The sequence below is a fragment of the Flavobacterium psychrophilum DSM 3660 = ATCC 49418 genome, assembly GCF_002217405.1.
Classification (GTDB): domain Bacteria; phylum Bacteroidota; class Bacteroidia; order Flavobacteriales; family Flavobacteriaceae; genus Flavobacterium; species Flavobacterium psychrophilum.
On sequence record NZ_MUHE01000005.1, the window covers coordinates 20255 to 45904 of the forward strand.

A 25650-nucleotide genomic window follows, 5' to 3' on the forward strand; every position below is an offset into this window, starting at 1 on the left:
AAAAATGTTTTATTTTAAGATTATGGGTAATACAAACTGTGATTTTACTTTTATTCCGCGTTTTATAGCGGGTTCGATAGTAGGGAAATCTAGTAGTTTTGCTTGTAAGGTGCTGTCTAGTTTTATGGTGTTATACGTGCTGTTGTATTTTGTAAGATTGGGTTCGAATTGTATTTTTGCATTGGCAAAAACGGTGATTTTTATGGGGATGGTGTCTATTTTTGGAAATAGAATTTTGATGGAATCTTGGGTTAGTTTTTCTTGAAGGGTATTTGTTACAAGCTCGAAAAAACATTGTTTTCGGGCAATTTTATCATTGATGGAATCGCATTGGGTGGTGCTTGGAAAATCATCTACTTCGTTCCAATTTATTTTTTTTAATTCTTGTTGTAGTAAATCGTCTTTGGTGGGTACATTTTTTTTAAAATACTGGCAACTTTGAAAAATAGTAACTAAGAGGAGTATTGTTGTTCGTTTTTTCATCTACAAATGGCGTAAATCGTTAGTGTTTAGGGTGTGTTTTTGTTTTTCAAAAATAGTAAAATTTAATTTATGGATATTGTATTACTAATTGTTGGTTTTATTTGTGTTGTTATAGGTGTTTTGGGGAGTTTTTTGCCTGTTTTGCCTGGTCCAAGTATTAGTTGGGTTGGATTGTTTTTGTTGTATTTTACCAAAGCCGTTGCTAATGATTATTGGGTTCTTGGCTTTACGCTGGTGTTAACTATTGTTGTTTTGGTGTTAGATTATATGATCCCCTCGAAAGGGACAAGGAAATTTGGGGGTAGTTCTTATGGGGTTTGGGGTACAAATATTGGGCTTGCTTTTGGATTTTTTTTTATTCCTATTCCTTTTGGATTTGTTATTGGTGCTTTTGCTGGTGCTTTTTTAGGCGAGATTTTTTATAATTTGAAGGATAAAAAACGTGCTTTAATGGTAGCTACGGGTTCGTTGTTGGGTTTTCTGGCTTCTGCTTTTATAAAATTTATACTTTGTATGCTGTTTTTAGGCATATTTGTTTATGTGGCTTGGCAAAATTACGGTAGGTTATTTGGTTAGGTAACGTCTTGGCACTACAGCGGGTTTGGGACTAAATTAAGCCCTATTTTCGGATTTGCCAAATCATCCTAAATACAAAACCAATTTTAAATTAAGCCTAATGCCTAAATCCGTTGTAGTGGCTGTTATATGTCGTTTATTTTATCTCTTTAATGATTTATATTTTTTCTTTTGCCAGAGTTAGTTCAATAGTAGAATAGGGGTTATTTCTTTTTTCTGTACTTCCATTTAAGATTTTTATAATTTGGATACTTATTTTTATTAATTACAAAATCAATTACAGCACCGCAAATTCCAATACGACTATCACAATTAGGGTCTTTTTCATTTCTATAATCGTAATAAATAGTATCATTAAATATTTCAGCAAACATATTTTTCGGTTGAGGAATACTACCACAACAATCTCCTCTGAAATAACCTAAAGTAAAAATTACTGTGTCTTGTTTTTCAATCCATTTACCAAATTTTTCTTTGTCGTTCCAAGTATTTTTAGAGTTTGCAAAATAATAATCAAAAGAACTTGGGCTCTTACTTGAATTAGTTGGCTTAAAAGAAACCAAAAAAGCACCAATAAATGGTATTAAAAAAATTAAGTTTTTCATTTTGTGTGGTTTTTCATAAATGGCATATAACAAATAAGTTGTTGTAATGATGGGAGAAATGTTTTATTAATGTCTTGATGAAGCCACAATATAATCTGCGATTCTATGTTGGTAATAAATGTGAACTAGCCTCAATTATAAAGAGTGTCTTAATTGCAAGATCTAGCTAATATATAACCGTTTTCGCCCGTTCCTGTAAAGTCTATTTTAAAATCTCCTGTTCCTTTAGATTTTAAATTAATAAGGGATTTTAGCGTATATATGCCTGCTGTAGGAATTTTTATTGTTCCGGAAATTGTAAAATAGTAGGGCAATGTTAAGTTAAAGCCGCCACTAAAAAAATCTGTATGTGCTGCAACTATCACGTCTGCTCCGGCAGTACCGCAATTTATAGCCAGCGAGGCGGTAATACAGCGAGTAGAAGGGTCGTGTGGCAAAGCAGTAGTGGTTCCGAAATCGAAAATTTGATACGGCATCATCATTACTACATTAACTAATTGGTTGGGCTTTGTAGTTGTAATCGTTGTACTGTACAGGGTGTTTGTTATATTGCCATCGGTATTGGCTGTTGCTGTACTGTTCCATGTTTTTCCAGTTGTATTTGGTGTGTTGTCTTGCAGTAGTATTGCCCCAATGGTATTCCTGTCGGTGGTTTTTACATCGCCAGCGGCATTTACTACTAACTCTTTGTTGGCTGTTGCGTCTGCATTGGCATCGGGTAGGGTTTGAATGCGCAATTCGCCATTAATGTCTAGTGTTTTAGAAGGGCTTGTAGTATTGATACCTACATTTTGCGCTAGCAAAGAGAGGGTGTTTGTGAAGGCTAAAATGATGATAAATTTTTTCATATTTAGTGGTATATTTAATTTAGGGTAGTTATTGTAAGTGCGCTAGGGGCTAAAATCTCAGATTTAACAAAGTTTACACGAAATAAGGAATTGTTGCTAGCATCTGTTCCTGCAATATTTCTGGTTGCTATATTTATAAGAAAGGTATAAGTCCCTATGGTTGGCAAAACAACACTGCCTGAAAGGTTAATATAATAATTCTCAGTTTGATTAATCATGCCGCCACTAAAGTATTGTGTGCTTGCCGCCACCGTTTTACTAAAGCTGCTAGGGCTAGTTATGTTTATTTTGCTAGCAACTACTCTTGTGTTGGCATCATAGGCTAAAGTAGCCACAGAACAACTTTCAAGAATCCGGTACGGTATATAGCTACTTACTTCTACGAGCTGATTGGCTTTGGTAGTAGTAAAGCTAATTCCTGTATTTGTAGTTATGTTATATGAGGTGTTCCAATTCGATAAATATGCTGGGTCACAACTAACAGTATTTGTATTCCATTTATATCCTGTATAATCTGGCGAAGCTTCTAACAAAATGCTAGTTGGGTTTTTCCTGTTTACTTTTGTTATATTTCCATCATTATCGGCAGTAAGTGTCCATGAGGCATTTAGTGGGTCTGATGAAATAGGTAAGGTTTGGATGCGCAATTCGCCATTAATATCTAAACTTTTAGTAGGGGTCAAGGTGCCAATTCCTACTTGAGATAATCCTTGAAAACACACAAAAAACAATATCGTGTTTAAAAAATAATTTCGCATGATTTTTTTTGTAAAATTAAAATAAATGTGCAGGAAATCAAAATTTATTCGATGAATAGCTTACATTATCGATAAACACGTAAATTCTTATAAGTGTTTAAACTCATCTTCAAATTTATAGGAATATTGATGAGGTTTTTAAAAAAAATAGTATTTTCGCACCACGATTTAAGAAAAGGACAAAATGAGCGCTAAATTCACTGAATACAAAGGACTTAATCTACCAACGGTAGCATCAGAAATACTCGACTTTTGGAAAAAAGAAAACATATTCGAAAAAAGTGTAGCCACTCGCGAAGGTAACACACCATTCGTATTCTTCGAAGGGCCACCATCGGCAAACGGATTGCCTGGAATACATCACGTCATGGCACGTGCCATCAAAGATATTTTTTGTAGATACAAAACACTAAAAGGCTTTCAAGTAAAACGTAAAGCAGGTTGGGATACTCACGGTTTGCCAGTAGAATTAGGTACCGAAAAAGAATTAGGAATTACCAAAGAAGATATAGGAAAAACCATTTCCATCGAAGAATATAACGAAGCCTGCAAAAAAACAGTCATGCGTTACACCGACGTGTGGAATGATTTGACCGAAAAAATGGGTTATTGGGTAGATATGCAAGATCCTTACGTAACCTACAAACCCAAATACATGGAATCCGTTTGGTGGATTCTAAAACAAATCTACAACAAAGATTTGATGTACAAAGGTTATACCGTTCAGCCCTATTCGCCAAAAGCGGGAACAGGATTGTCGTCGCACGAAGTAAACCAACCTGGTTCTTACCGTGATGTGACAGATACAACAGTTGTTGCACAATTTAAAGCATTAAACGAAAGTTTGCCTGATTTTTTACAAAATTTAGGAGAGATATACATCCTAGCTTGGACCACCACACCTTGGACATTATCCTCAAATACTGCACTAACTGTTGGGCCAAAAATAGATTATGTTTTAGTTGAAACCTTCAATCAATATACATTTCTTCCAGCAAAAGTAATTTTGGCTAAAAACTTGGTTGGAAAACAATTTAGTAAAGGGTTTTTTCAATCAGATGAAATTTCAGATTTCGAAAACTTTAAAACAGCCGATAAAAAAATACCTTATAAAATCCTTGCTGAATTTAAAGGTTCCGATTTAGTAGGAATTCGTTACGAGCAATTAATGCCATTGGCTTTGCCCTACCAAAATCCAGAAAATGCTTTTAGAGTAATTTCAGGCGATTTTGTAACTACCGAAGACGGAACAGGAATTGTACACACTGCGCCCACTTTTGGAGCAGATGATGCTAAAGTAGCCAAAGAAGCAACGCCAGAAGTGCCGCCAATGCTAGTTCTTGACGAAAACGGAAATCTAGTACCATTAGTAAACTTACAAGGTAAATTTATAGATGGTTTGGGTAATTATTCTGGGAAATACGTCAAAAATGAGTATTATACTAATGGAGAAGCACCAGAACGTTCGGCCGATGTAGAAATTGCCATTCAACTAAAAGAAGAAAACAAAGCCTTTAAAGTAGAAAAATACGTACACAGTTACCCACATTGTTGGAGAACCGACACGCCCATTTTATATTACCCGCTAGATTCTTGGTTTATAAAAATTACAGATGTTCGTGACAGAATGTTCGATCTTAACGAAACCATCAATTGGAAACCAAAAGCAACTGGCGAAGGTCGTTTTGGGAATTGGTTAAAAAACGCCAATGACTGGAATCTTTCACGCTCTCGTTTTTGGGGAATTCCGTTGCCTATTTGGAGAACCGAAGAAGGAACCGAAGAAATCTTAATAGGATCTGTCGAAGAATTATACAACGAAATAGAAAAAGCTATCGCAGCAGGTTTCCAATCAGTAAATCCTTTTAAAAATTTTCAGGTTGGAAATATGAGTGAAGAAAACTATGATTTAATCGATTTGCATAAAAATGTAGTCGATGAAATCACGTTAGTTTCTGCCTCAGGAAAACCCATGAAAAGAGAGTCTGATCTGATAGATGTTTGGTTCGATTCTGGCTCTATGCCTTATGCACAATGGCATTATCCTTTTGAAAATAAAGACAAAATAGACGAAAACAAAGATTTTCCTGCCGATTTTATTGCCGAAGGTGTCGATCAAACTCGTGGTTGGTTTTATACCTTACACGCTATTGGAACCTTGGTTTTCGATAAAGTTGCCTATAAAAATGTAGTTTCTAATGGATTGGTTTTAGATAAAAACGGACAAAAAATGTCTAAACGTTTAGGAAATGCCGCCGATCCTTTCGAAACTTTAACAGAATATGGTCCAGATGCCACACGTTGGTACATGATTTCGAATGCCAATCCTTGGGATAATTTGAAATTTGATTTAGAAGGTATTGCAGAAGTACGCCGTAAATTTTTTGGTACCTTATATAATACTTACTCATTTTTTGCGTTATACGCCAATATAGATGGGTTTAAATATGCCGAAGCAGAAATCCCATTAAACGAAAGACCAGAAATTGACAGATGGATTTTATCTGAATTAAATACGCTTATAAAAGTCGTTGACGACGCTTATGCAGATTACGAACCAACAAAAGCCGCTCGTGCGATATCAGATTTCGTGCAAGAAAACCTAAGCAATTGGTATGTAAGATTATGCAGAAGACGTTTCTGGAAAGGCGATTATGCACAAGATAAAATTGCAGCTTACCAAACATTATATACTTGTTTAATCACCGTTTCTAAGCTTGGAGCACCTATTGCCCCATTCTTTATGGATAAACTTTACAGAGATTTAACACTAACAACACAGTCAGAAAAATATGACAGTGTACATTTGGCCGAGTTTCCAAAACAGGTTGAAAACTTTGTTGATAAATCGTTAGAAAGCAGAATGCAAAAAGCACAAACAATCTCGTCGCTGGTTTTATCGCTTCGGAAAAAAGAAATGATAAAAGTACGACAACCATTGCAAAAGATAATGATTCCAGTACTCGACAACGGTTTTAAAGCAGAAATAGAAGCAGTTTCGGACTTGATTATGGCAGAAGTAAACGTAAAAGAAATACAACTTTTAGACGATGCTTCGGGTATTTTAGTAAAGCAAATAAAACCTAATTTTAAGGCTCTAGGACCACGTTTTGGAAAAGATATGGGTTTGATAGCTAAAGAAATACAAGGTTTTACAGCAGCTCAAATTAGTCAGTTAGATAAAGAAGGAACGTTAGATATTGTTATTTCAGGAAAAGAGATAACTTTATCGGCAGAAGATGTAGAAATTGCATCGCAAGATATTGAAGGTTGGTTGGTAGCAAATTCTGGTGGAATTACCGTAGCATTAGATATTACAATTTCTGATGAATTAAGAAAAGAAGGAATTGCCAGAGAGTTAGTAAACAGAATTCAGAATTTGAGAAAAGATTCGGGTTACGATGTGACTGATAAGATTACGGTTTCGGTCGAAAAAAATGACAAGATAAATCAAGCCATTTTAGACAACCAAGATTATATAAAATCTGAAACACTTACAAAAGAACTAATCCTTTTAGATAGTATCGAAAACGGTACAATTATTGAGTTTGATGATATAAAAACAATGATTTTAATTTCAAAATAAGAAATTATGGTAGATGAACAAATAAGATTTTCTGACGCAGAATTAGCAGAATTTAAAGAATTAATCTTAGGAAAACTAGACAAAGCTAAAATCGATCTAGATTTAATACGAAGCGCTTACATGAATGACTTAAATAACGGTACCGATGATACATCGCCAACGTTTAAAGCATTTGAGGAAGGAAGCGAAACGATGTCTAAAGAAGCAAACTCACAACTGGCTATACGCCAAGAGAAATTTATTCGTGACTTGCGAAATGCGCTGGTTCGTATAGAAAGTAAAACTTACGGTGTTTGTAAAGTAACAGGAAAATTAATAGACAAAGAACGTTTAAAAATTGTTCCTCATGCAACAATGAGTATTGAAGCAAAAAATTTGCAGAAATAATTTTACCCCAATAAATTACTAAACGCTCCTTTTAGGAGCGTTTTTTATATCGTAATATAAGTCGAAAGGCATAAAATTAAATGTCTTAAAGTCTTTCATGTATAGATATTCATATCTTTTTTTGTAAAAATTAAAAAACTTCGGATTTACTTGCAACAAGGATTTGCGACTTTATGACTTTCCGCTTGCGACTTTAGGGTAATAATGTTTATTTTTGTCCCGTAATAAATTTTAAAATGAATTTAAAGAAAGCCTATTTTATTGTTTTTCTGGTTTTGCTAATAGACCAAATTTCTAAAATATATGTAAAAACACATTTTGTTTTACACCAAGAAGTCCCTGTGTTTTCATGGTTTAAAATACTATTTATAGAAAACGAAGGCATGGCTTGGGGTGTCGAAATTCCTGGTATTTACGGAAAATTAACCCTAACTTTATTTAGGATTCTTGCCGTAGGAGGTATAGGTTATTGGCTTTGGGATGCTGTAAAAAAACGGAGTTCAACGGTATTGGTTATAGCTATTTCACTAATTATGGCAGGTGCCTTTGGGAATATTATCGATTCTGTTTTTTACGGAAAAATATTTAATGATAGTACTTACAGCTTGGCTACATTATTTAGCGAGCAACCTTATGGTAGCTGGTTTTACGGAAAAGTTGTAGATATGTTATATTTTCCAATTTGGGAAGGAAATTTGCCAACTTGGTTGCCTGTTTGGGGCGGAAACCATTTTACATTCTTTAATGCCATTTTTAATGTGGCAGATATGGCAATATCTACAGGTGTTGGGATTTTGATAGTTTTTAATAAAAAAGCTTTCGCAAAATAATTAATATTTATAAATAGTTTTGGGAGTTACACAAAAATTTAAGGTAACATCATTTTCAAAAATATCGGAAATAAACGCTTCAGATTCAAAAAAGGAAAGTCCTATTTTAATAGTTTCAGGTTTGCATTCGGACAGGAATTTGTCATAAAATCCTTTTCCGTAACCTACTCGGTTTCCTAGCTTATCATAAGCTAAAAGAGGCACAAAAACCACCTCTATTTTGTGAACAGGGACTTCTAAACCATCAATAGGTTCTGGAATATTGTATTGGTTTTTCTTTATTTTTGTGTTATCTGTTAGCAGAAAATGAGTCATTTCTCGGGTTTCAAAATTAGCTTTCGAAACCACAATTTCTTTGTCTTTTCCTTGCAAAAGGTGCAACACAAACTCGGTATTTACTTCTTTTTGTTCTTCTATAGGGAGAAAAACATGAAAATACGTTTTGTTCCAGATGTTTAATTTCAGAATAGCATTGGCTATTTCTAACGACATTTCTTCAATATCATTTTGAGATAAGTTTTGTCTTAATTTTTTGTATTTTAATCGAAGTTCTTTTTTGTTCATATCAAAATCTGAAATCTAAATTCGTTAATTAGCAATAATAAATCATTATTCTCCGCCATCGCCCACAATATTCGAAATATGGTAAATTGCATCACCTTGATAAATTATTGGCGAATGGTTTGCATTAATAACATACCCGTTAGCTGGTGCTTTTACTTTTTGTTCAAATTTACCAAAAGGATCAGTAATTGTGCCTAAAATTGTGCCTTTTTCTACAAAAGATCCAATTAGGTTGTTGTCATGAAATAAACCTGAGCGTTTGGCACGCAACCAACCTGATTTTTGAATATAAATGGTTTTGTTTGTTTGTTTTTCGGTTGTAAGATTGTTGTTTAGCATTGCTAAATGTTCTAAAATTCGTTTCACGCCATTCACCCCTTCGTTGGCAACCGATTTGTTGATGTCGAGAGATTTTCCGCCTTCAAAAAGCAACATTTTTATATTCATTTTATCTGCAGAATTTCTAAAAGAGCCAGCAATGTTTTTAGAGTATAAGGTAAAAGGCGCATCGAAAACATCGGCCAATTTTTTTAATTCTAAATTATTTGGTGTAATTCTAATTTGTGGCGCATTAAACCGGCTGGCACCTCCGGCATGAAAATCGATAGCATAATCTACCACTGGCATAATTTCTTCTAGAATATGGTGTGCAAAACGACTTGCTAAAGAGCCTTTTTTGCTTCCTGGAAAAACACGATTTAAATCTCTTCCGTCAGGAAATTCACGTGATTTATTTACAAAACCAAACATATTTATAATAGGAATGCAAATGATAGTTCCAGTTTTCGGCTTATTGATCTTCTGTATTATTAGTTGTCTAATGATCTCGACACCGTTTATTTCGTCACCATGAATTCCTGCCGAAAATAAAATCACGGGACCATCAATAGTAGAACGCTCTACAATTACTGGTATTTTTAGCTTGGTAGTGGTATGCAAACGAGCTATTTCCATATCTATAGTTTTACTTTCGCCAGCTTTAATACTTTCGCCAAGAATGGTAATTGTCTTCGTTTTTTTCATTTTATAAATTTAAAGTTTAAATGTAGAAATAATATTTTGGAAATCGTAAATTTGACTGTTTTAAAAATATCAATTTCAAATCAATGTCAATTTCATCTTTAGAGTTACAAATACAAACCCTTCCGGATAATCCTGGAGTATATCAGTATTACGACAAAGACGGCAAAATTTTGTATGTGGGTAAAGCAAAAAACCTCAAAAAAAGGGTTTCTTCTTACTTTAATAAAGTGCATGATACTGCAAAAACAAATGTCCTTGTTAAGAAAATTGTAACTATAAAACACATTGTTGTACCTACCGAAACCGATGCGTTATTACTAGAAAACAACCTTATAAAAACCCTGCAACCACGATACAATATTTTGCTTCGTGACGACAAAACGTACCCTTGGATTTGTATTAAAAAAGAACCTTTCTCGAGATTGTTTCCAACTAGGAAAATGGTAAAAGATGGTTCAGAATATTTTGGGCCTTATACTAGTTTTAAAACAGTTTCGGTAATTTTAGATTTGATCAAGGAATTGTATCCGCTGCGAAGCTGTAATTTCGATTTGAGCCAAAAAAACATCGAAAACTATAAATTTAAAGTTTGTTTAGAATACCATATTGGCAATTGCAAAGGCGCTTGCGAAGGACTAGAAACACTAGAAAATTATCAAACACAAATAAATGCAATTCGTGAAATTTTGAAAGGAAATTTTAAAGACTCTATGAAAGATTTCAAAAAAGTGATGACTAATTTAGCTCAGAATATGCACTTCGAAGAAGCTCAAAAAATAAAAGAAAAAATAGAAATTCTAGAAAATTACCAGTCACGTTCTACCATCATAAACCCAAAAATCACAAATATCGATGTCTTTTCTATCGTTTCAGACGAAGCAGCAGCATTTATTAACTTTCTCCAAATTTCGCATGGTTCGATTATTCGTTCCCATACTTTAGAAATAAAAAAGAAACTAGACGAAACAGATCAAGAATTATTAGAACTAGCAATTGTCGAGCTCAGAGAGCGTTTTCAATTACTTTCAAGAGAAATTATTGTTCCTTTCGAAGTCGAAGTAGGCGAAAATATAAAAGTAACAGTACCACAATTAGGCGACAAAAAGCAAATTTTAGAATTATCTGTTCGCAACGCTAAATTTTACAGAATCGAACAACTCAAACAACTACAAATTGTAGATCCAGAACGCCATGTGAATCGAATTATGGCACAAATGAAAAAAGACTTACGCCTATCTGTCGAGCCACGGCACATAGAATGTTTCGACAACTCAAACATACAAGGAACCAATCCCGTTGCGGCCTGCGTAGTTTTTAAAGACGGGAAACCATCCAAAAAAGACTACCGCCATTTTAACATAAAAACCGTAGAAGGACCAAACGATTTCGCTTCTATGGAAGAAGTCGTGTATCGCAGATACAAACGATTACTCGACGAAAACCAACCCCTGCCTAATTTAATTATTATCGATGGCGGAAAAGGACAACTATCATCGGCACTCAAAATCATCGACGAACTAGATTTACGAGGAAAAATCGCCATTATAGGAATTGCAAAACGATTAGAAGAATTGTTTTATCCAGGAGATTCTATTCCTCTATATTTAGATAAAAAATCAGAAACACTAAAAATAATACAACAATTACGAAACGAAGCACACCGATTCGGAATAACCTTTCACAGAGACAAACGCAGTAAAGCAGCACTCAATTCATCTATAGAAACCATTCCAGGAATTGGCGAAAAAACAATGCTAACATTAATAAAACATTTCAAAAGTGTAAAAAGATTAAAATTAGCCAAAGAAAAAGAAATATCTGACCTTATAGGTATTTCAAAAGCCAAAAAAATTACCGACTTTTACAGCAAATTAGACAACTAATATTTGTAGCGAATGTATAAAGCACACAAGCAATCCATTTTCCCGCTATTCACTCCAATCTTTTTCTTTCTGAAAAAGAAAGAAAAAGGATTTCCGTTGCTATCGGGGCTAAAAGGCATGCGTCTTTTGTATCTGTTAACCTTTTGCCTAACCTCCCTCATTTGCTTTTCACAAACACAAGACTCCAGCAGAAGACTAAAAATAGGACTCGTTCTTAGCGGCGGCGGCGCAAAAGGATTTGCCCATATAGGCGTACTAAAAGAAATAGAGCGAGCAGGCATAAAAATAGATTACATAGGCGGTACAAGCATGGGCGCCATAATAGGCGGATTATATGCCAGCGGATACAATGCCAGCCAACTAGATTCGATATTTAAAGAGACAAACTTCGACGAATTAGTTCAAGATTTTGTACCCCGAAAAAACAAAACTTTCTACGAAAAGAGCAACGACGAGTTGTATGCACTTTCATTACCCTTTCAAAAATTCAAAATCACCATTCCCAAAGGATTATCTAAAGGAATGTATAATTACAATTTAATTAGTAAACTAACCCATAACGTTCGGCATGTTCAAGATTTTAGTAAACTAAAAATACCTTTTCTGTGTGTAGCCACAAATTTAGAAACTGGAGAAGAAAAAGTTTTTAAAAACGGTTGTTTGCCATTAGTCCTATCTGCAAGTAGCGCCTTCCCCTCCTTATTCTCTCCAGTAGAAATAGATGGCGATTTGTATGTAGATGGCGGGGTTACTAACAATTATCCCGTAGAAGAAGTAAGAAAAATGGGGGCAGATGTTATTATTGGTGTCGATGTGCAAGACGACTTAAAAGACCGAGAATCTTTAAATAGTGTGCTAGTAATTCTGAATCAAATTTCAAATTATCAAACCATTGAAAAAATGAGAGAAAAGAAACTTCAAACCGATATTTATATAAAACCAAATATCGAAGGATTTTCAGTAGTTTCTTTCGATCGAGGAGAACAAATAGTAAACAAAGGCATAGAAGCCGCTTTACTAGTAAGAGAAAAATTAGAAAGATTAGGCACGCATTATCAGGAAGCCCCAGAAAACACAAAGGGAATAGATAGTTTGCACATTCAAGAAATTGGTATAGAAGGCAATGAAAATTATACCCGTTCGTATGTTATTGGAAAACTCAGATTTAAACCAGGAAGTAAAATTAGTTATAGCGATTTACATAATGGGATAAACAACTTAAACGCTACTCAAAATTTTAGTTCTTTAAATTATAAACTAACAAAACAGGACAATCAAGACAATTTAATTATTAATGTTAAAGAAAATCCAGTAAAAACCTATTTCAAATTAGGCGTGCATTATGACGACTTATTTAAATCTAGTGCCTTAGTAAATGTTACACAACGCAACCTATATTTTAAAAACGATGTCGCTTCATTAGATGTTATTCTAGGAGATGCCTTTAGGTATAATTTAGATTATTATATAGACAACGGTTTTCATTGGAGTTTTGGATTAAAATCGAAACTAAATCAGTTTAAGCGAGCAAGCGAAACCGATTTTAATGATGGTAAAACCCTACAAAACACAGGATTAGAAAATATAAATATAGATTATCTAGACCTATCCAATCAAGCTTATTTGCAAACAATATTTGCCCAAAAATTCTTATTCGGAATAGGTGTAGAACATAAATATATTAATGTAACAGCAAATTTATCTGCAAACACAAGAAAATATTTAGATAAAAATAATTATATGTCATTAATAGGTTTCTTAAAATACGATTCCTTTTCAAACAAATATTTTCCTAAAAGAGGCTGGTATTTTATGGGCGACATACAATCATTTTTATCCTCATCTAACCACTATGACGATTTTACTCGGTTTACAAGTTTAAAAGCTGATGTAGGAATTGTACAAACAGTTTTCAAAAAAGTAGCAGTAAAACTTCAAACAGAAGGAGGGTTTCTAGTAGATACAAAAACCAATACTGTTTTCGATTATGTTTTGGGCGGTTATGGTTTTACTAAAATAAATAATCTGAAACCTTTTTACGGATATAATTATTTAGATCTTTCGGGTAATAGTTATGTAAAAGCTAGTTTATCGTTTGATTATGAGTTTATTAAAAAAAATCATCTTAACCTTTGCTCAAATTTCGCCAATATAGGTAATAATATTTTTGATACCAATGCTTGGATATCTAGTCCTAAATATACTGGTTACGCATTAGGTTATGGTATAGAAACGCTTGTGGGACCAATCGAAATAAAACAAAGTTGGTCGCCAGAAACTGGCAAAAGTTTTACTTGGTTTACTGTTGGATTTGTCTTTTAGAAGCGTATTTCGTAAATTAACATCAGAAATAATCATTTTTTATTGTATTGTTTTCAAAAAAGTCTATTTTTGGAAAACTAAAACACAAAATTTTATTTTTATGTCTATTTGGAAAAAAAAATCAATATCTCTTTTGCTTGCAGAAGCATCTGAGTCTGAGAAAGGTTTAAAAAGAACACTAACCGCTTGGTCGCTTGTCGCATTAGGAGTTGGCGCAATTATAGGAGCTGGTCTTTTTGTTAGAACCGCAACGGCGGCTGCCCAAAACGCTGGGCCATCAGTAACAATCGCATTTATTATAGCAGCTATTGGCTGTGCTTTGGCAGGGCTTTGTTATGCAGAATTGTCTTCATCTATTCCAATTTCAGGAAGCGCATATACTTATACTTATGCAACAATGGGAGAGCTTTTAGCTTGGATAATTGGTTGGGATTTAATACTAGAGTATGCCGTAGGGGCTGCCACTGTTGGGATCGCTTGGAGTGAGTATCTAAATAACTTGCTGGTAAATGTGCTTCATACTAGTCCTATACCTTATTCTTTATCACATTCGCCTTTTCAAATTTCTGCATCAGGAGAACATGGTATAATAAACCTTCCTGCCTTCTTTATTGTAGCAGTAATAAGTTTGTTGCTAATTAAAGGAACACAAGAATCTGCATTTGTAAATGGTATCATTGTACTTGTAAAAGTATCTATTGTAATAATGATTATTGTATTTGGTTGGAATTTTATAAACCCAATAAATCATACTCCTTATATACCACAGCCTTCAATATTTATAGATGACTCAGGTGTGGGACATAATTACGGAGGAATCATGGGTATTTTAGGAGCAGCAGGAACAGTATTTTTTGCTTTTATCGGATTTGATGCAGTTAGTACAGCGGCACAAGAAACTAAAAACCCAAAAAGAGATATGCCAATTGGTATTTTAGGCTCATTAGCTGTTTGTACTGTTTTGTATATTCTTTTTGCACACGTTTTAACTGGACTTGAATCTGTAGAATTTTTTAGAACAAGCGGAAAAGAAGCATCGGTTGCAAATGTAATTACCTCTGCAATGGTTGGTTACGAGTGGTTAGCCCAGTTTGTAACAGTAGCTATTTTATTTGGATTTACCTCGGTAATTTTAGTAATGTTACTAGGTCAATCTAGGGTTTTTTACGCTATGGGTAAAGATGGTTTATTGCCAAAAGCATTCGGAGACTTACATTCTAAATACAAAACACCATACAAAGCAAATCTTGTCATTTTAGTAATTGTTGGTGCATTTGCTGCTTTTGTTCCGGGAGATATAGTAGGAGATATGACTAGTATAGGTACTTTATTTGCATTTATTTTAGTTTGTGTTTCTGTAATTGTATTAAGAAAAACAGATCCAGATATGAAACGCGAATTCAAAACTCCATTCGTACCATTTGTACCAATTTTAGGTGTAATAGTTTGTTTAGCAATGATATACGGTCTTGGCTGGACAAACTGGTTAAGACTTGCAGTTTGGCTAGCAATAGGACTTATTGTATATTTCGGGTATAGTAAAAAAAATAGCGTTTTAAACAATCCTGATAAAAAATAAAAAACATTTAAAACACATAAAAAAAGGCATTAAAACTTGATTAAATCGAGTTTTTAATGCCTTTTATCGATTATAAATATTTCAAAATAAAAGGCTCGTAAAAATAATTTTTTCCCGATATTTGTAATATGAAATCTACATGGTCAGGCTTATTATCCTATTTACAATTCCTCATCAAGAGAAATCCTGAGTGAGAAAAACTTTAGTTTTACAAAAAAAAAATCTAAAATATAATATCGTAAATCTAAAATTAGAAAAAAATGCCAATATATCACAAACTAGGTAATTTTCCGCAAAAGCGACACATACAATTCGAAAAGCCAGAAGGAGGCTTGTACTACGAGCAACTCTTTGGTACCGAAGGCTTCAACGGTCATTCATCGTTATTATACCATGTGCACCGTCCAACGCAAGTCAAAGAAATTATAAAATCCTATTCGGTCGAACCAAAAATAGCCATAGGTAAAAACATAAAATCATTATTACTAAAAGGTTTCGAACTAAAACCCGAAGACGATTTTCTTGACAGCCGAAAAGACATGTTAATCAACAAAGATTGCATCATCGGGCTCGCTGCACCTAAAAAATCACTTACCGAGTATTTTTACAAAAATGCCGATGCCGACGAAATGATCTTCATTCACAAAGGAAAAGGAAAACTCCGCACAATGTTAGGAAACATTCCTTTCGAGTACGGCGATTATCTCATAATTCCTCGAGGCATGATATATCAAATAGAATTCGAAACCTCAGACAACAGACTGTTCTACGTCGAATCATACACCCCTTTTTATACCCCAAAACGCTACAAAAACGAATCTGGTCAGCACTTAGAACACTCGCCATTTTGCGAAAGAGATTTCAAATTGCCCTCAGAATTAGAAACACACGACGAAAAAGGCGATTTCCTTATCAAAACAAAAAAAGAAGGCATGATGCACGAAATTGTATACGCCACACATCCGTTTGATGTAATAGGTTGGGACGGTTATAACTTTCCGTACGCTTTTAGCATACGTAACTTCGAACCCATAACAGGTCGCGTACACTTGCCACCACCAATTCATCAAACCTTCGAAACATCAACCTTTGTAATCTGCTCATTCGTTCCCAGGCTATATGACTACCACCCAAAATCAATTCCAGCACCATACAACCATAGTAATATAGACAGTGATGAGGTATTATATTACGTAGATGGCGATTTTATGAGTCGTAACAATATCGAACAGGGACATATTACATTACACCCAAAAGGAATTCCTCACGGACCAGCACCAGGAGCAATGGAACGCAGTATAGGACACACCCAAACCCAAGAACTCGCCGTTATGGTCGACACCTTTCGCCCACTTATGGTAACCGAAGCAGCTATGGGATTAGATGATGGACAATATTACAAATCTTGGGTAGAATAAGGAGCTATTTCCTGCTGTCTGCTATATCTTTTCCTTTTTAAAGAAAAAAGAAAAAGGTAATTGCGAGAGCAATTCGACCATCAGGGCTAGAAATTTAGAAGAAAGAACAACATTTTATACAATAATAAATCCGTGTAAATCTATAAAATTCGCGTGATCCGCGTTCCCTTTATGATTATTCAAGGATAAAAAAATAAACACAATGGCAAAAGAAGTAAAATCAGTAGAATACGGATTAGAAAAAATATTCGAAGGCGCACAAGATTTCCTTCCATTACTAGGAACAGACTATGTCGAATTCTACGTAGGAAACGCAAAACAAGCAGCTCATTTTTACAAAACAGCATTCGGTTTCCAATCTCACGCCTATTGCGGACTAGAAACAGGATCACGAGACAAAGTCTCCTATGTTCTAAAACAAGACAAAATACGTCTAGTACTTACAACCGCATTAAAAAGCGAATCTCCCATTGGCGAACACGTAAAAAAACACGGAGATGGCGTAAAAATTATCGCCCTTTGGGTAGAAGATGCCAGAAAATCATTCGAAGAAACAACCTCTCGTGGCGCAAAAATATATATGGAACCAACTGTCGAGACTGATGAGTTCGGAGAAGTAGTTCGTGCCGGAATATACACTTACGGAGAAACCGTACACATGTTCGTAGAAAGAAAAAACTACAAAGGAACATTCCTACCAGGATTTATAGCACATAAATCAGATTACAATCCAACTCCAGTAGGACTAAAATACATAGACCACATGGTGGGTAACGTAGGTTGGAACCAAATGAACGAATGGGTAAAATTCTACGAAGACACCATGGGATTTGTAAACTTCCTTTCTTTCGACGACAAACAAATTCATACCGAATATTCAGCCCTAATGAGCAAAGTAATGAGTAACGGAAACGGAAGAATAAAATTCCCTATAAACGAACCCGCAAAAGGAAACAAACGCTCACAAATAGAAGAGTATCTAGACTTTTATGAAGGCTCAGGCGTACAACACGTTGCCATCGCAACAGACGATATCATCGCAACCGTAACACAACTAAAAGAACGAGGAGTCGAATTCTTATCGGCACCACCACACGAATACTACAAAGCCATACCAGAAAGATTAGGCGTTCACATGGATATGATGAAAGAAGATCTAACCAAAATAGAAAACCTTGCCATTATGGTCGATGCCGATGAAGACGGTTACTTACTTCAAATATTTACCAAACCAGTAGAAGATCGCCCAACTTTATTTTTCGAAATTATTCAAAGAATGGGAGCCAAAGGTTTCGGAGCAGGAAACTTCAAAGCATTATTCGAATCGATAGAAAGAGAACAATCCAAAAGAGGAACATTGTAATAAATATTTGTTTTGGTTGCATTATTGTTGCTAAAAACCAACATATCGTTAGCAAAATTTATAAAAATATGTTAAAGTTTGTTTTTTGTTAGAAATTAACGAATTCCCACACTACTTTTGCACTCGCAATTGAGGGGGTGGTTCCCTAAAATTGATAAATTTTCATAATTTATAGTTTTTTGGTTGGTTAAGACATAAAAACTCAGTCATTTATTTGACTGGGTTTTTTGTTTTTTAGTACATTTGGAATGAATTTTGTATTCTATAAGTAAAACGAATATAAATCGACTTAAAAATGAAAAAGAAATTACTACTATTCTCGCTAATTATTTCATTAAATACATTTGCACAAAACCAAGGCGCTTTCGATGTAGGTGAATGGTTTAAGTTCAGAATTCATTACGGTATGATCACCGCAGGCTACGCAACCCTTGAAGTAAAAGAAGCCGCAATAAGCAACAAAAAAGTCTTTTATACAGTTGGGCACGGCTATACTTCAGGAATGGCTAAAACATTTTTTAAAGTCGAAGATCATTATCAGAGTTTTATAGATAAAACAACCTATAAACCCTATCAATTTCTTCGAAAAATAGACGAAGGTGGTTATACAAAAAACCAAGAAGGCTTCTTTAATCAAGACAAAAACACTGTTTTAGTTAAGGATCACAAGAATAATACCGACAAATCATTTAACGTAAGTGAAAATGTGCAAGACATTGTTTCTGCATTTTATTATTTAAGAAATCATCCAAATATAAACAGACTTAATATTGGAGAATCAATCATGATAGATATGTTTTTTGATGACGAAATCACTAAATTTAAATTAAAATTTATGGGACGAGAAACAATAAAAACAAGCTTTGGTAAGGTAAAAGCAATGATTTTTAGACCACTTGTACAATCTGGACGTGTTTTTAAAGAAGAAGAAAGTTTGACGGTTTGGATTTCAGATGACGAAAATAAGATACCTTTACGAATAAAAGCTAGTTTAGCAGTAGGATCACTTAAAGCCGATCTAGAAATTTTTAAAGGATTAAAAAATCCATTTATGGTAATTAACTAAGATGACAAACAAATTTGAAAATATAGTTCAAGAAATTGACGAAAAATACAAAGCAATAAACCAAAAAACCGAAGCGCACCTAGAAGGATTGCTTTGGGCTAAACCCATTACTTATTGGGATTATATTCAAACAGATGCGTTGTTAAACCTTCAAATACAAAGAACAACTTTGCCCGATGAAAACGTATTTATTATGTACCATCAGGTAAACGAATTGTTATTTAAAATGATTTTGTGGGAAATAAAGCAATTATCATACACCCAAAAACCAACCACAGCATTTTTTACCGAAAGGTTAATGAGAATTAGTCGTTATTTTGATATGCTAACCACTTCTTTCGATATCATGGGCGAAGGAATGGAAGTAGAGCAATACATGAAATTTCGTCACACACTCACCCCAGCAAGCGGTTTTCAGAGCGCACAATATCGCATGATCGAGTTTTGTTCGACCGATTTGATAAACTTAATAGATCACCGTTTTAGAGCAACCATCGATAGAGACACAGCATTCGAACACGCATTCGAACATTTGTATTGGCAAGCAGCAGGAAAAGATTACGACACTGGCGAAAAATCATATTTACTGACAGAGTTTGAAAAAAAGTACAAAAAACAATTTCTTGATTGCATGCAAGAGTACAATACCATCAATCTTTGGCAAAAATTTAAAGAAATTCCAGAAAACGACCAGCATAATCCAGAACTAATTGCGGCTATGCGTCATTATGATTATACTGTAAATATCACTTGGGTTATGGGACATTTGAACGCAGCCCGAAAGTATATAGACAACGGTAAAGGTGATGGCGAAGCAACAGGAGGTAGCGATTGGAAAAAATATATGCACCCAAAATACCAAAGAAGAATATTTTTTCCCGAACTTTGGTCGAAAGATGAATTAGCCAATTGGGGCGAAAACCTTTAAAAAAAAAATCCGTTTGAAAAAAATTATAACGCTATTAGTCATTGCGCTACTAATTATTTCATGTAAAAAAGACAATGAAAATTTAGTTTTGCCCACAAAAAAAGCAGCGCCAATTCGCTATGAATTCGGGTTTAGACTCAATGATTTTTTTGTTGTAAATGATACCATAAAATCTGGAGATACTTTTGGGAGTATTATAAAAAAACAAAACCTAAACGGAAAAAAAGTATATGATATTGTTGCCAAAGTAAAAGACACTTTCGATGTGAGAAGAGTAAGAATAGGAAAGCCTTATACCATGTTGCTGTCTAAAGACAAAACAAAAAAACTGCAATATTTTGTTTACCAACCAGATCATTTAAGTTATTATATTGTCGATTTTCGTGATTCGATTGTGCTAGTAAACAAAAAAAGAAGGCCTGTAAGTTTTAAAAGGAGAACCATTGCAGGAGAACTAAATGGCTCTTTATCGGAATCGCTAAAAAACGAAGGCGCATCTTCTGCCTTGTCAAGTCAATTAATAGGAATTTACAAATGGTCTATCGATTTTTTTAAATCTAAAAAAGGAGATAAATTTGCAGTAACATTTACCGAAAGGTTTGTAAATGATTCTATTTATGACGGAATCGATTTTTTAGAATGTGCTTATTTTGAATACAAAGGAAAGAAAATATACGCATTCCCTTTCAAACAAAATGCGAAAGATAAAAAAGTAGATTATTATGATGACGAAGGAAAAGCATTGAAGAATTTCTTTTTGAAAGCACCACTAAAGTCTGTAAATATTACATCAAAATTTTCGAAAAGCAGGTTTCATCCTGTAGAATTGCGCTGGAAAGCCCATAGTGGTACTGATTATGCAGCCCCAACAGGAACGTCAATTATGACAACCGCAAGTGGCGTGGTCGAAAAATCTGGATATTCTATAGGGAACGGGAATTATGTGAAAGTAAAACACGATAAAACTTATGCAACACAATATTTGCACATGTCCAGAATTTTAGTTCGCCGAGGGCAACATGTAACACAAGGGCAAATTATTGGAAAAGTAGGAAGTACAGGGCTTGCAACCGGACCTCATGTGTGTTATCGCTTCTGGAAAAACGGAGTGCAAGTAGATGCACTAAAACTTAAATTGCCCAATTCGGTACCTATGGATAGTAGGAATAAACCAAGGTTTATTCAGTTTATGACACCGTTAAAGCGGGAGTTAGATAGCGTTACATTATTAAATAGTAAAAATTAGTAATCCCTTTTGTAATGATACAATGGATTTCAAATCTTTTTTCGACAACCAAAACCGAAGAAAGTAATAATGATAGTATGAAGAAATTTTTGATAGTTGGTCTAGGCAACATTGGCGCCGAATATGTAAATACACGCCACAATATAGGATTTAAAGTAGTAGATTTTTTAGCTCGACAAGAATCGTTAGATTTTCAAACTGTAAAATTGGGTTCACTTGCCGAATGTAAACTCAAAGGAAGAACTCTTTTATTATTAAAACCCAATACTTATATGAACTTGAGCGGAAAAGCAGTTCAGTATTGGATGGAAAAAGAAAAAATAGAAAAAGAAAATGTACTTGTAATTACTGATGATTTAAATTTGTCATTTGGAACCATTCGCATAAAACCAAAAGGAAGCGATGGCGGTCATAATGGTTTAAAAAGTGTGCAGCAAATCCTAAATTCATCAGAATATCCGAGATTTAGATTTGGTATCAGCGACGAGTTTAAGAAAGGCAAACAAGTAGATTATGTGCTAGGGGAGTGGGACGAATCCGAGAAAGAAAAACTACCAGAACGACTGAAAACTGCTGTCGAAGCGGTGAAAACATTTGCGCTAGCGGGATTAGAAAATGCCATGACTGCATATAACGGCAAATAAAAAACGGAAGCCAACTGGCTTCCGTTTTTATGTTTTATAAAATTTGTATTATTCTATAACAATACGTTTTACAGTTTTCTTAGCACCATCTGTGATAGTGACTAAATAAATTCCTGCTTCCACTTTGTTTAAATTTATATTTTGATTGAAAGCTCCTGTGTTAGAAAATAATTTTTCATATACTTGGCGACCTCTCATATCATGTACATTTACTTTAATCTCATTTGTAGAAGCTGAAGTAAATTTTACATTAAAATCTCCTTTGTTTGGATTAGGGAATAATCCGAAATCTGCAAAACCTTCAAAACTTGGTGCCGATAATGGTTGTATAGTACAAATATTTAAACTCCAACTATTTAAACTACCTCCGTCATTGTTAGAAACATCATCTATGGTAAGTGTCCAAGTTCCCGTTGAACTTAAATTATTAAATGCTGATAAAGGCGCTGAAGGAACTACGGTTCCTGTTATTCCAGGGCAAACCTGAGGACTACCAGCATCATCGAAAGTTGCAATAATATCTCCATTAGTTGCATCGGCATCACAAGGTCTTGAGAATAATTGTACAATTGTTCCAGAAGGACTTGTTAAAGTTCCTACTAAATCTCCTGCCCAGGTGTGGTTAATGTTCATTGTTATGTTTAGATCGGCAATTGTTCCGCCACTAGCTGCAGGAATGGTTATTGTCGATGTGACTGTGTTTGCTGTAGGAATTGCTATGTTTTTTGGAATTTGTGCTCCAGAAGCTGCTGTTGTTGCACATGAAGTTACTCCTGTTGTAAACTTGAATGAAGATCCGAAAATACCAGTACAACTAGCGTTTTTAGCTAAAACTCTCCAGTAATATGCAGTTGCTTGGCTTAAACCACTTATTTGGTACGTGGTTGTTGTAACCGTTCCTGAAGAAATAATACTAGTAAAAGCATTATCGGTAGCAACTTGTACATCATAAGATGTTGCATTTGCTGCGGTTGCCCAAGTTAAGTTTGTTGTTGTATTCTGAGCGACTGCATTATCTGATGGTGCAGATAAAGTAGTTAATGCTGGAGCTCCAGATATGTCTAGGTAGAAAGGAGCCGTTTTTGTTGTTGCTCCAGATGTACCTGTTACAATAATATTTGCTAAACCTATTGGGGTTGTTGCTGTGGTTGTTACCGTCATTGTTACAGCGCCGTCAGTAGTTCTAGATGTTGGAGAAAAAGCTACTGTTGTATTGGCTGGTACTCCAGATGCAGTAAAGTTTGTAGTTCCAGAAAAACCACCCATTGCATTGTAATCAAATGTATAAGTTAATGTGTTTGCTCCCTGGAAAACCCCTTGATTTTGGTTTCCTGAAACGCCGTTGAAAGCCACAGAAAATGTAGTGCCGCCAACAGTAGTTGCAATATTTGCATTAGAAATATCGAAGAAAATATTGTTATTAGCTTTAACCATGATCCTGTTTTGTGAACCAGTTCTTCCACTTGCGGCAGAAACAGGGATTGTTATGGTTTCGCTTCCGTCGTTAGGGACTTTGCTGGCTAATAAAGTTGGATATGTGTTTCCGCCATCGGTAGAATAGTATATGTCAACAAATTTCTCGTTTATACCATTTGTGTCTGTTCCAGCAACATTCCAAGTTACGGTTTGATTAGAGCCTTCTAATAACGAAACGGCTGTGTTGGGAGATGTTAAGGTAAAAGGTCCTGCACCAGCAACAACAGTAACTTTCATATCGTCAAAATTAGTTTGTCCAATTTTTACTGGAGCAGTAGCACTATAAGGAGCGTTGTCTCTAACGGTTACTCTAAAATTCAAATCACGGGCAACCGAACTTAGTGCTTCAGATAGCATACCAGCGTCGCACGTAGTACAAGAGCTGGCAACGAATCCAGTGGTTGCTGAGTTTGCGATTACAGAAGACATTTTAGGGAAATATCTAGATGGCGAAGCTGTAGGGTTCCAAGATATAAAGTTTGGCCCAACAGTTTTAGTTGTTGCTGCGCTACTTGCTGCAGCGGTACTTGTAGCTCCATCATCAAATTCTTCCCAGCTATAGGTTAAAGCATCTTCGGTATTAGCATCAGATCCTACGGCCGTTAAGACAAAAGGTGTGCTTATAGGGATGAGGTAATTAGCTCCTGCGTTTACTACAGGTGTAGCATTGTTTGTTGCTATATTAGTTGTAACAGGACATGATTTTCCAGCTAGATTTGCTTGAATTTGCATTATCGTAGCGGCATGGTATTTATCGATAGAGTGTGCTGCTACATCTTGTGAGGTTATTCCTGCATACCCCATTATGGTTACCCCTGAACCTACCTCCATATTTACGCCAGCTCCTTCATTTCCATTAGAATAGGTGTGGTTTCCGCCTAATTGGTGGCCTATTTCATGCACTACATAATCGATATCAAAATTATCACCCATTGGTATTCCATCAGATGGTGCGGTAATACCTCTTCCTTTAGTGCTGCCTGTTCCACCTGTTACTCCATCTACACAAACGCAACCTATACAACCTGCGTTTCCGCCACCGCCGGAGCCACCAAACATATGACCAATATCATAAGCAGCATTGTTAGCTGCTAATGTTGTGCCTACGCCTGTTAATGTGGTATTTATTGCTTCTTGTAATTGGGTGTTCCATTGACTTAATGTGGTAGAATAAGGATCGGTTTCGGAATTGTAATAAATGATATTCGTGGTGTTAGCGACTAGATTAAGGTGTAGTGCTAAATCTCTCTCATAGACCCCATTACAGCGTGTTAATGTAGCATTGAAAGCGGCTAATACTTTTCCTTGGTCTGTTGCGTTTCCTGCTGTTGAAGCGCCAAAATAAGCTGCATACTCTCCGTTGCATGATTGTGCTAAGCGCATGGTTTTTAGTTGTCCTGTGCTAGATCTGTTTGTATTTGCTAATTGAGATTTTAGATCTATTATCATCTTCTTGTCATCGGTACCACAAGTCCAAGGTAATTTCCCTTTTTCTCTTTGGGATTTAAATACCGCATAAACTGTATGATCTTGCGAATAGGGTTCGATAAATTCGTTTTCTTTATCGGTTCTAAAAATCATAGTTTGTATTCCTTGTGGAGAAATGCTTAGCTTTAAAGTAGCATATTTATCGGTAATGCCTTTTCCTGAATAGGCTCTGATTTCAGGGAATCGCGCTTGCAAATCGTCCTCGAAATTTGAATCTTCATGTATTTCAAAATCTTCTATTTGTCCTTCGGTATTTGGCAAAGAAATAATGGTTTTGTTTTTTGAAAGGTTGTTTTTTGTCGAGAATAATGTTTCTCTCATCGATTGTGTATTCAAATCGTATAATTTGAATTCTTTGGGGAAAGATTGTCTTGTTACTGCCTTGTCTGTAGCCATTTTGTTTGTCCCGTCTTTGCTAGTGGTCCATGCGTCTTTTGTTTGTGCTTGCGTTTGGCAGATTGCCAAAGCAGAAGCAAAAATAAATAGTAATTTTTTTTTCATCTTTTAGAGAAGTTTAGGTTGGTTAAATTTTAAGCTGAATTATATAAAATAACTTTTGTGTAAAAAAAAACGCAAG

Annotated in this window: 20 protein-coding genes; 13 read left to right on the forward strand and 7 right to left on the reverse strand. The window is 34.9% G+C overall.

The features are described 5' to 3' along the window. Positions 1 to 9 precede the first annotated feature (9 nt). Positions 10 to 483 (reverse strand): hypothetical protein, encoded by a 474-nt coding sequence (locus B0A57_RS00675; protein WP_011962388.1) that lies wholly within the window; start codon positions 481 to 483, stop codon positions 10 to 12. A gap of 69 nt (positions 484 to 552) precedes the next feature. Here B0A57_RS00675 and B0A57_RS00680 point away from each other — a divergent pair, with 69 nt between their 5' ends. Next, positions 553 to 1059, forward strand: a complete 507-nt coding sequence (locus tag B0A57_RS00680) for a DUF456 domain-containing protein (protein WP_038465896.1) — start codon at positions 553 to 555, stop codon at positions 1057 to 1059. 203 nt (positions 1060 to 1262) lie between these two features. On the opposite strand, the gene B0A57_RS00685 is transcribed toward B0A57_RS00680, so the two are convergent. From B0A57_RS00685 to B0A57_RS00695, 3 genes are all read right to left on the reverse strand, one after another. Further along, the gene (locus B0A57_RS00685; RefSeq protein WP_038465899.1) at positions 1263 to 1664 is read right to left on the reverse strand and encodes a hypothetical protein; all 402 of its coding nucleotides are present in this window, start codon (positions 1662 to 1664) and stop codon (positions 1263 to 1265) included. A 149-nt stretch (positions 1665 to 1813) separates the two neighbouring features. Continuing rightward, positions 1814 to 2512, reverse strand: coding sequence for a hypothetical protein (locus B0A57_RS00690; protein ID WP_034097368.1), 699 nt, complete (start codon positions 2510 to 2512; stop codon positions 1814 to 1816). Between the two features lie 14 nt (positions 2513 to 2526). Next, entirely contained in the window at positions 2527 to 3270 is a 744-nt protein-coding gene (locus tag B0A57_RS00695; RefSeq protein ID WP_038465902.1) for a hypothetical protein, read from the reverse strand. 184 nt (positions 3271 to 3454) lie between these two features. Between B0A57_RS00695 and ileS the strand changes: the two genes are divergently transcribed. From ileS to B0A57_RS00710, 3 genes are all read left to right on the forward strand, one after another. Next, the gene (gene ileS, locus B0A57_RS00700; protein ID WP_038465905.1) at positions 3455 to 6856 is read left to right on the forward strand and encodes an isoleucine--tRNA ligase; all 3402 of its coding nucleotides are present in this window, start codon (positions 3455 to 3457) and stop codon (positions 6854 to 6856) included. Between the two features lie 6 nt (positions 6857 to 6862). Then, positions 6863 to 7243 carry a TraR/DksA family transcriptional regulator gene (locus B0A57_RS00705; RefSeq protein ID WP_011962394.1) on the forward strand — a complete coding sequence of 127 codons (381 nt, stop codon included), beginning with the start codon at positions 6863 to 6865 and terminating at the stop codon, positions 7241 to 7243. 236 nt (positions 7244 to 7479) lie between these two features. Next, a complete protein-coding gene (locus tag B0A57_RS00710) occupies positions 7480 to 8073 on the forward strand; it encodes a lipoprotein signal peptidase (protein WP_011962395.1) in 594 nt (197 codons plus the stop codon). Here the strand turns inward: B0A57_RS00710 and B0A57_RS00715 are convergent, their stop codons facing one another. Together B0A57_RS00715 and B0A57_RS00720 are read right to left on the reverse strand one after the other, a co-directional pair. Further along, complete coding sequence (locus B0A57_RS00715) at positions 8074 to 8637, reverse strand: 5-formyltetrahydrofolate cyclo-ligase (protein WP_011962396.1); 564 nt, start codon at positions 8635 to 8637, stop codon at positions 8074 to 8076. A gap of 45 nt (positions 8638 to 8682) precedes the next feature. Further along, a complete protein-coding gene (locus B0A57_RS00720) occupies positions 8683 to 9660 on the reverse strand; it encodes a succinylglutamate desuccinylase/aspartoacylase family protein (protein ID WP_011962397.1) in 978 nt (325 codons plus the stop codon). A gap of 83 nt (positions 9661 to 9743) precedes the next feature. Between B0A57_RS00720 and uvrC the strand changes: the two genes are divergently transcribed. The 9 genes from uvrC (at position 9744) to pth (ending at position 22109) form a co-directional block, all read left to right on the forward strand. Next, a complete protein-coding gene (gene uvrC / locus B0A57_RS00725; protein WP_011962398.1) occupies positions 9744 to 11543 on the forward strand; it encodes an excinuclease ABC subunit UvrC in 1800 nt (599 codons plus the stop codon). Between the two features lie 12 nt (positions 11544 to 11555). Then, entirely contained in the window at positions 11556 to 13865 is a 2310-nt protein-coding gene (locus tag B0A57_RS00730) for a patatin-like phospholipase family protein (RefSeq protein WP_074460275.1), read from the forward strand. Between the two features lie 100 nt (positions 13866 to 13965). Further along, entirely contained in the window at positions 13966 to 15444 is a 1479-nt protein-coding gene (locus tag B0A57_RS00735) for an amino acid permease (protein WP_034097399.1), read from the forward strand. A 260-nt stretch (positions 15445 to 15704) separates the two neighbouring features. Then, a complete protein-coding gene (locus B0A57_RS00740) occupies positions 15705 to 16862 on the forward strand; it encodes a homogentisate 1,2-dioxygenase (RefSeq protein ID WP_034097375.1) in 1158 nt (385 codons plus the stop codon). Positions 16863 to 17064: 202 nt separating this feature from the next. Continuing rightward, positions 17065 to 18225 (forward strand): 4-hydroxyphenylpyruvate dioxygenase, encoded by a 1161-nt coding sequence (gene hppD / locus B0A57_RS00745; RefSeq protein WP_034097377.1) that lies wholly within the window; start codon positions 17065 to 17067, stop codon positions 18223 to 18225. Between the two features lie 295 nt (positions 18226 to 18520). Then, entirely contained in the window at positions 18521 to 19291 is a 771-nt protein-coding gene (locus B0A57_RS00750) for a DUF3108 domain-containing protein (RefSeq protein WP_034097379.1), read from the forward strand. Position 19292: 1 nt separating this feature from the next. Continuing rightward, a complete protein-coding gene (locus B0A57_RS00755) occupies positions 19293 to 20219 on the forward strand; it encodes a tryptophan 2,3-dioxygenase family protein (RefSeq protein ID WP_034097381.1) in 927 nt (308 codons plus the stop codon). A gap of 13 nt (positions 20220 to 20232) precedes the next feature. Beyond that, entirely contained in the window at positions 20233 to 21465 is a 1233-nt protein-coding gene (locus B0A57_RS00760) for a M23 family metallopeptidase (RefSeq protein ID WP_034097383.1), read from the forward strand. A 77-nt stretch (positions 21466 to 21542) separates the two neighbouring features. Continuing rightward, positions 21543 to 22109: an aminoacyl-tRNA hydrolase gene (gene pth / locus B0A57_RS00765; protein WP_034097400.1), complete on the forward strand. Its 567-nt coding sequence runs from the start codon at positions 21543 to 21545 to the stop codon at positions 22107 to 22109. Positions 22110 to 22157: 48 nt separating this feature from the next. Here the strand turns inward: pth and B0A57_RS00770 are convergent, their stop codons facing one another. After that, the gene (locus B0A57_RS00770; protein WP_052079073.1) at positions 22158 to 25574 is read right to left on the reverse strand and encodes a zinc-dependent metalloprotease; all 3417 of its coding nucleotides are present in this window, start codon (positions 25572 to 25574) and stop codon (positions 22158 to 22160) included. Positions 25575 to 25650: the final 76 nt, after the last annotated feature.

Coding starts and splice junctions, on each gene's coding strand:
- B0A57_RS00770 (WP_052079073.1), bottom strand. CDS start 25,574: ATGAAAAAAAAATTACTATTTATTTTTGCTTCTGCTTTGGCAATCTGC.
- B0A57_RS00680 (WP_038465896.1), top strand. CDS start 553: ATGGATATTGTATTACTAATTGTTGGTTTTATTTGTGTTGTTATAGGT.
- B0A57_RS00755 (WP_034097381.1), top strand. CDS start 19,293: ATGACAAACAAATTTGAAAATATAGTTCAAGAAATTGACGAAAAATAC.
- B0A57_RS00690 (WP_034097368.1), bottom strand. CDS start 2,512: ATGAAAAAATTTATCATCATTTTAGCCTTCACAAACACCCTCTCTTTG.
- B0A57_RS00720 (WP_011962397.1), bottom strand. CDS start 9,660: ATGAAAAAAACGAAGACAATTACCATTCTTGGCGAAAGTATTAAAGCT.
- pth (WP_034097400.1), top strand. CDS start 21,543: ATGAAGAAATTTTTGATAGTTGGTCTAGGCAACATTGGCGCCGAATAT.
- B0A57_RS00735 (WP_034097399.1), top strand. CDS start 13,966: ATGTCTATTTGGAAAAAAAAATCAATATCTCTTTTGCTTGCAGAAGCA.
- uvrC (WP_011962398.1), top strand. CDS start 9,744: ATGTCAATTTCATCTTTAGAGTTACAAATACAAACCCTTCCGGATAAT.
- hppD (WP_034097377.1), top strand. CDS start 17,065: ATGGCAAAAGAAGTAAAATCAGTAGAATACGGATTAGAAAAAATATTC.
- B0A57_RS00710 (WP_011962395.1), top strand. CDS start 7,480: ATGAATTTAAAGAAAGCCTATTTTATTGTTTTTCTGGTTTTGCTAATA.
- B0A57_RS00675 (WP_011962388.1), bottom strand. CDS start 483: ATGAAAAAACGAACAACAATACTCCTCTTAGTTACTATTTTTCAAAGT.
- B0A57_RS00750 (WP_034097379.1), top strand. CDS start 18,521: ATGAAAAAGAAATTACTACTATTCTCGCTAATTATTTCATTAAATACA.
- ileS (WP_038465905.1), top strand. CDS start 3,455: ATGAGCGCTAAATTCACTGAATACAAAGGACTTAATCTACCAACGGTA.
- B0A57_RS00705 (WP_011962394.1), top strand. CDS start 6,863: ATGGTAGATGAACAAATAAGATTTTCTGACGCAGAATTAGCAGAATTT.
- B0A57_RS00730 (WP_074460275.1), top strand. CDS start 11,556: ATGTATAAAGCACACAAGCAATCCATTTTCCCGCTATTCACTCCAATC.
- B0A57_RS00740 (WP_034097375.1), top strand. CDS start 15,705: ATGCCAATATATCACAAACTAGGTAATTTTCCGCAAAAGCGACACATA.
- B0A57_RS00715 (WP_011962396.1), bottom strand. CDS start 8,637: ATGAACAAAAAAGAACTTCGATTAAAATACAAAAAATTAAGACAAAAC.
- B0A57_RS00685 (WP_038465899.1), bottom strand. CDS start 1,664: ATGAAAAACTTAATTTTTTTAATACCATTTATTGGTGCTTTTTTGGTT.
- B0A57_RS00695 (WP_038465902.1), bottom strand. CDS start 3,270: ATGCGAAATTATTTTTTAAACACGATATTGTTTTTTGTGTGTTTTCAA.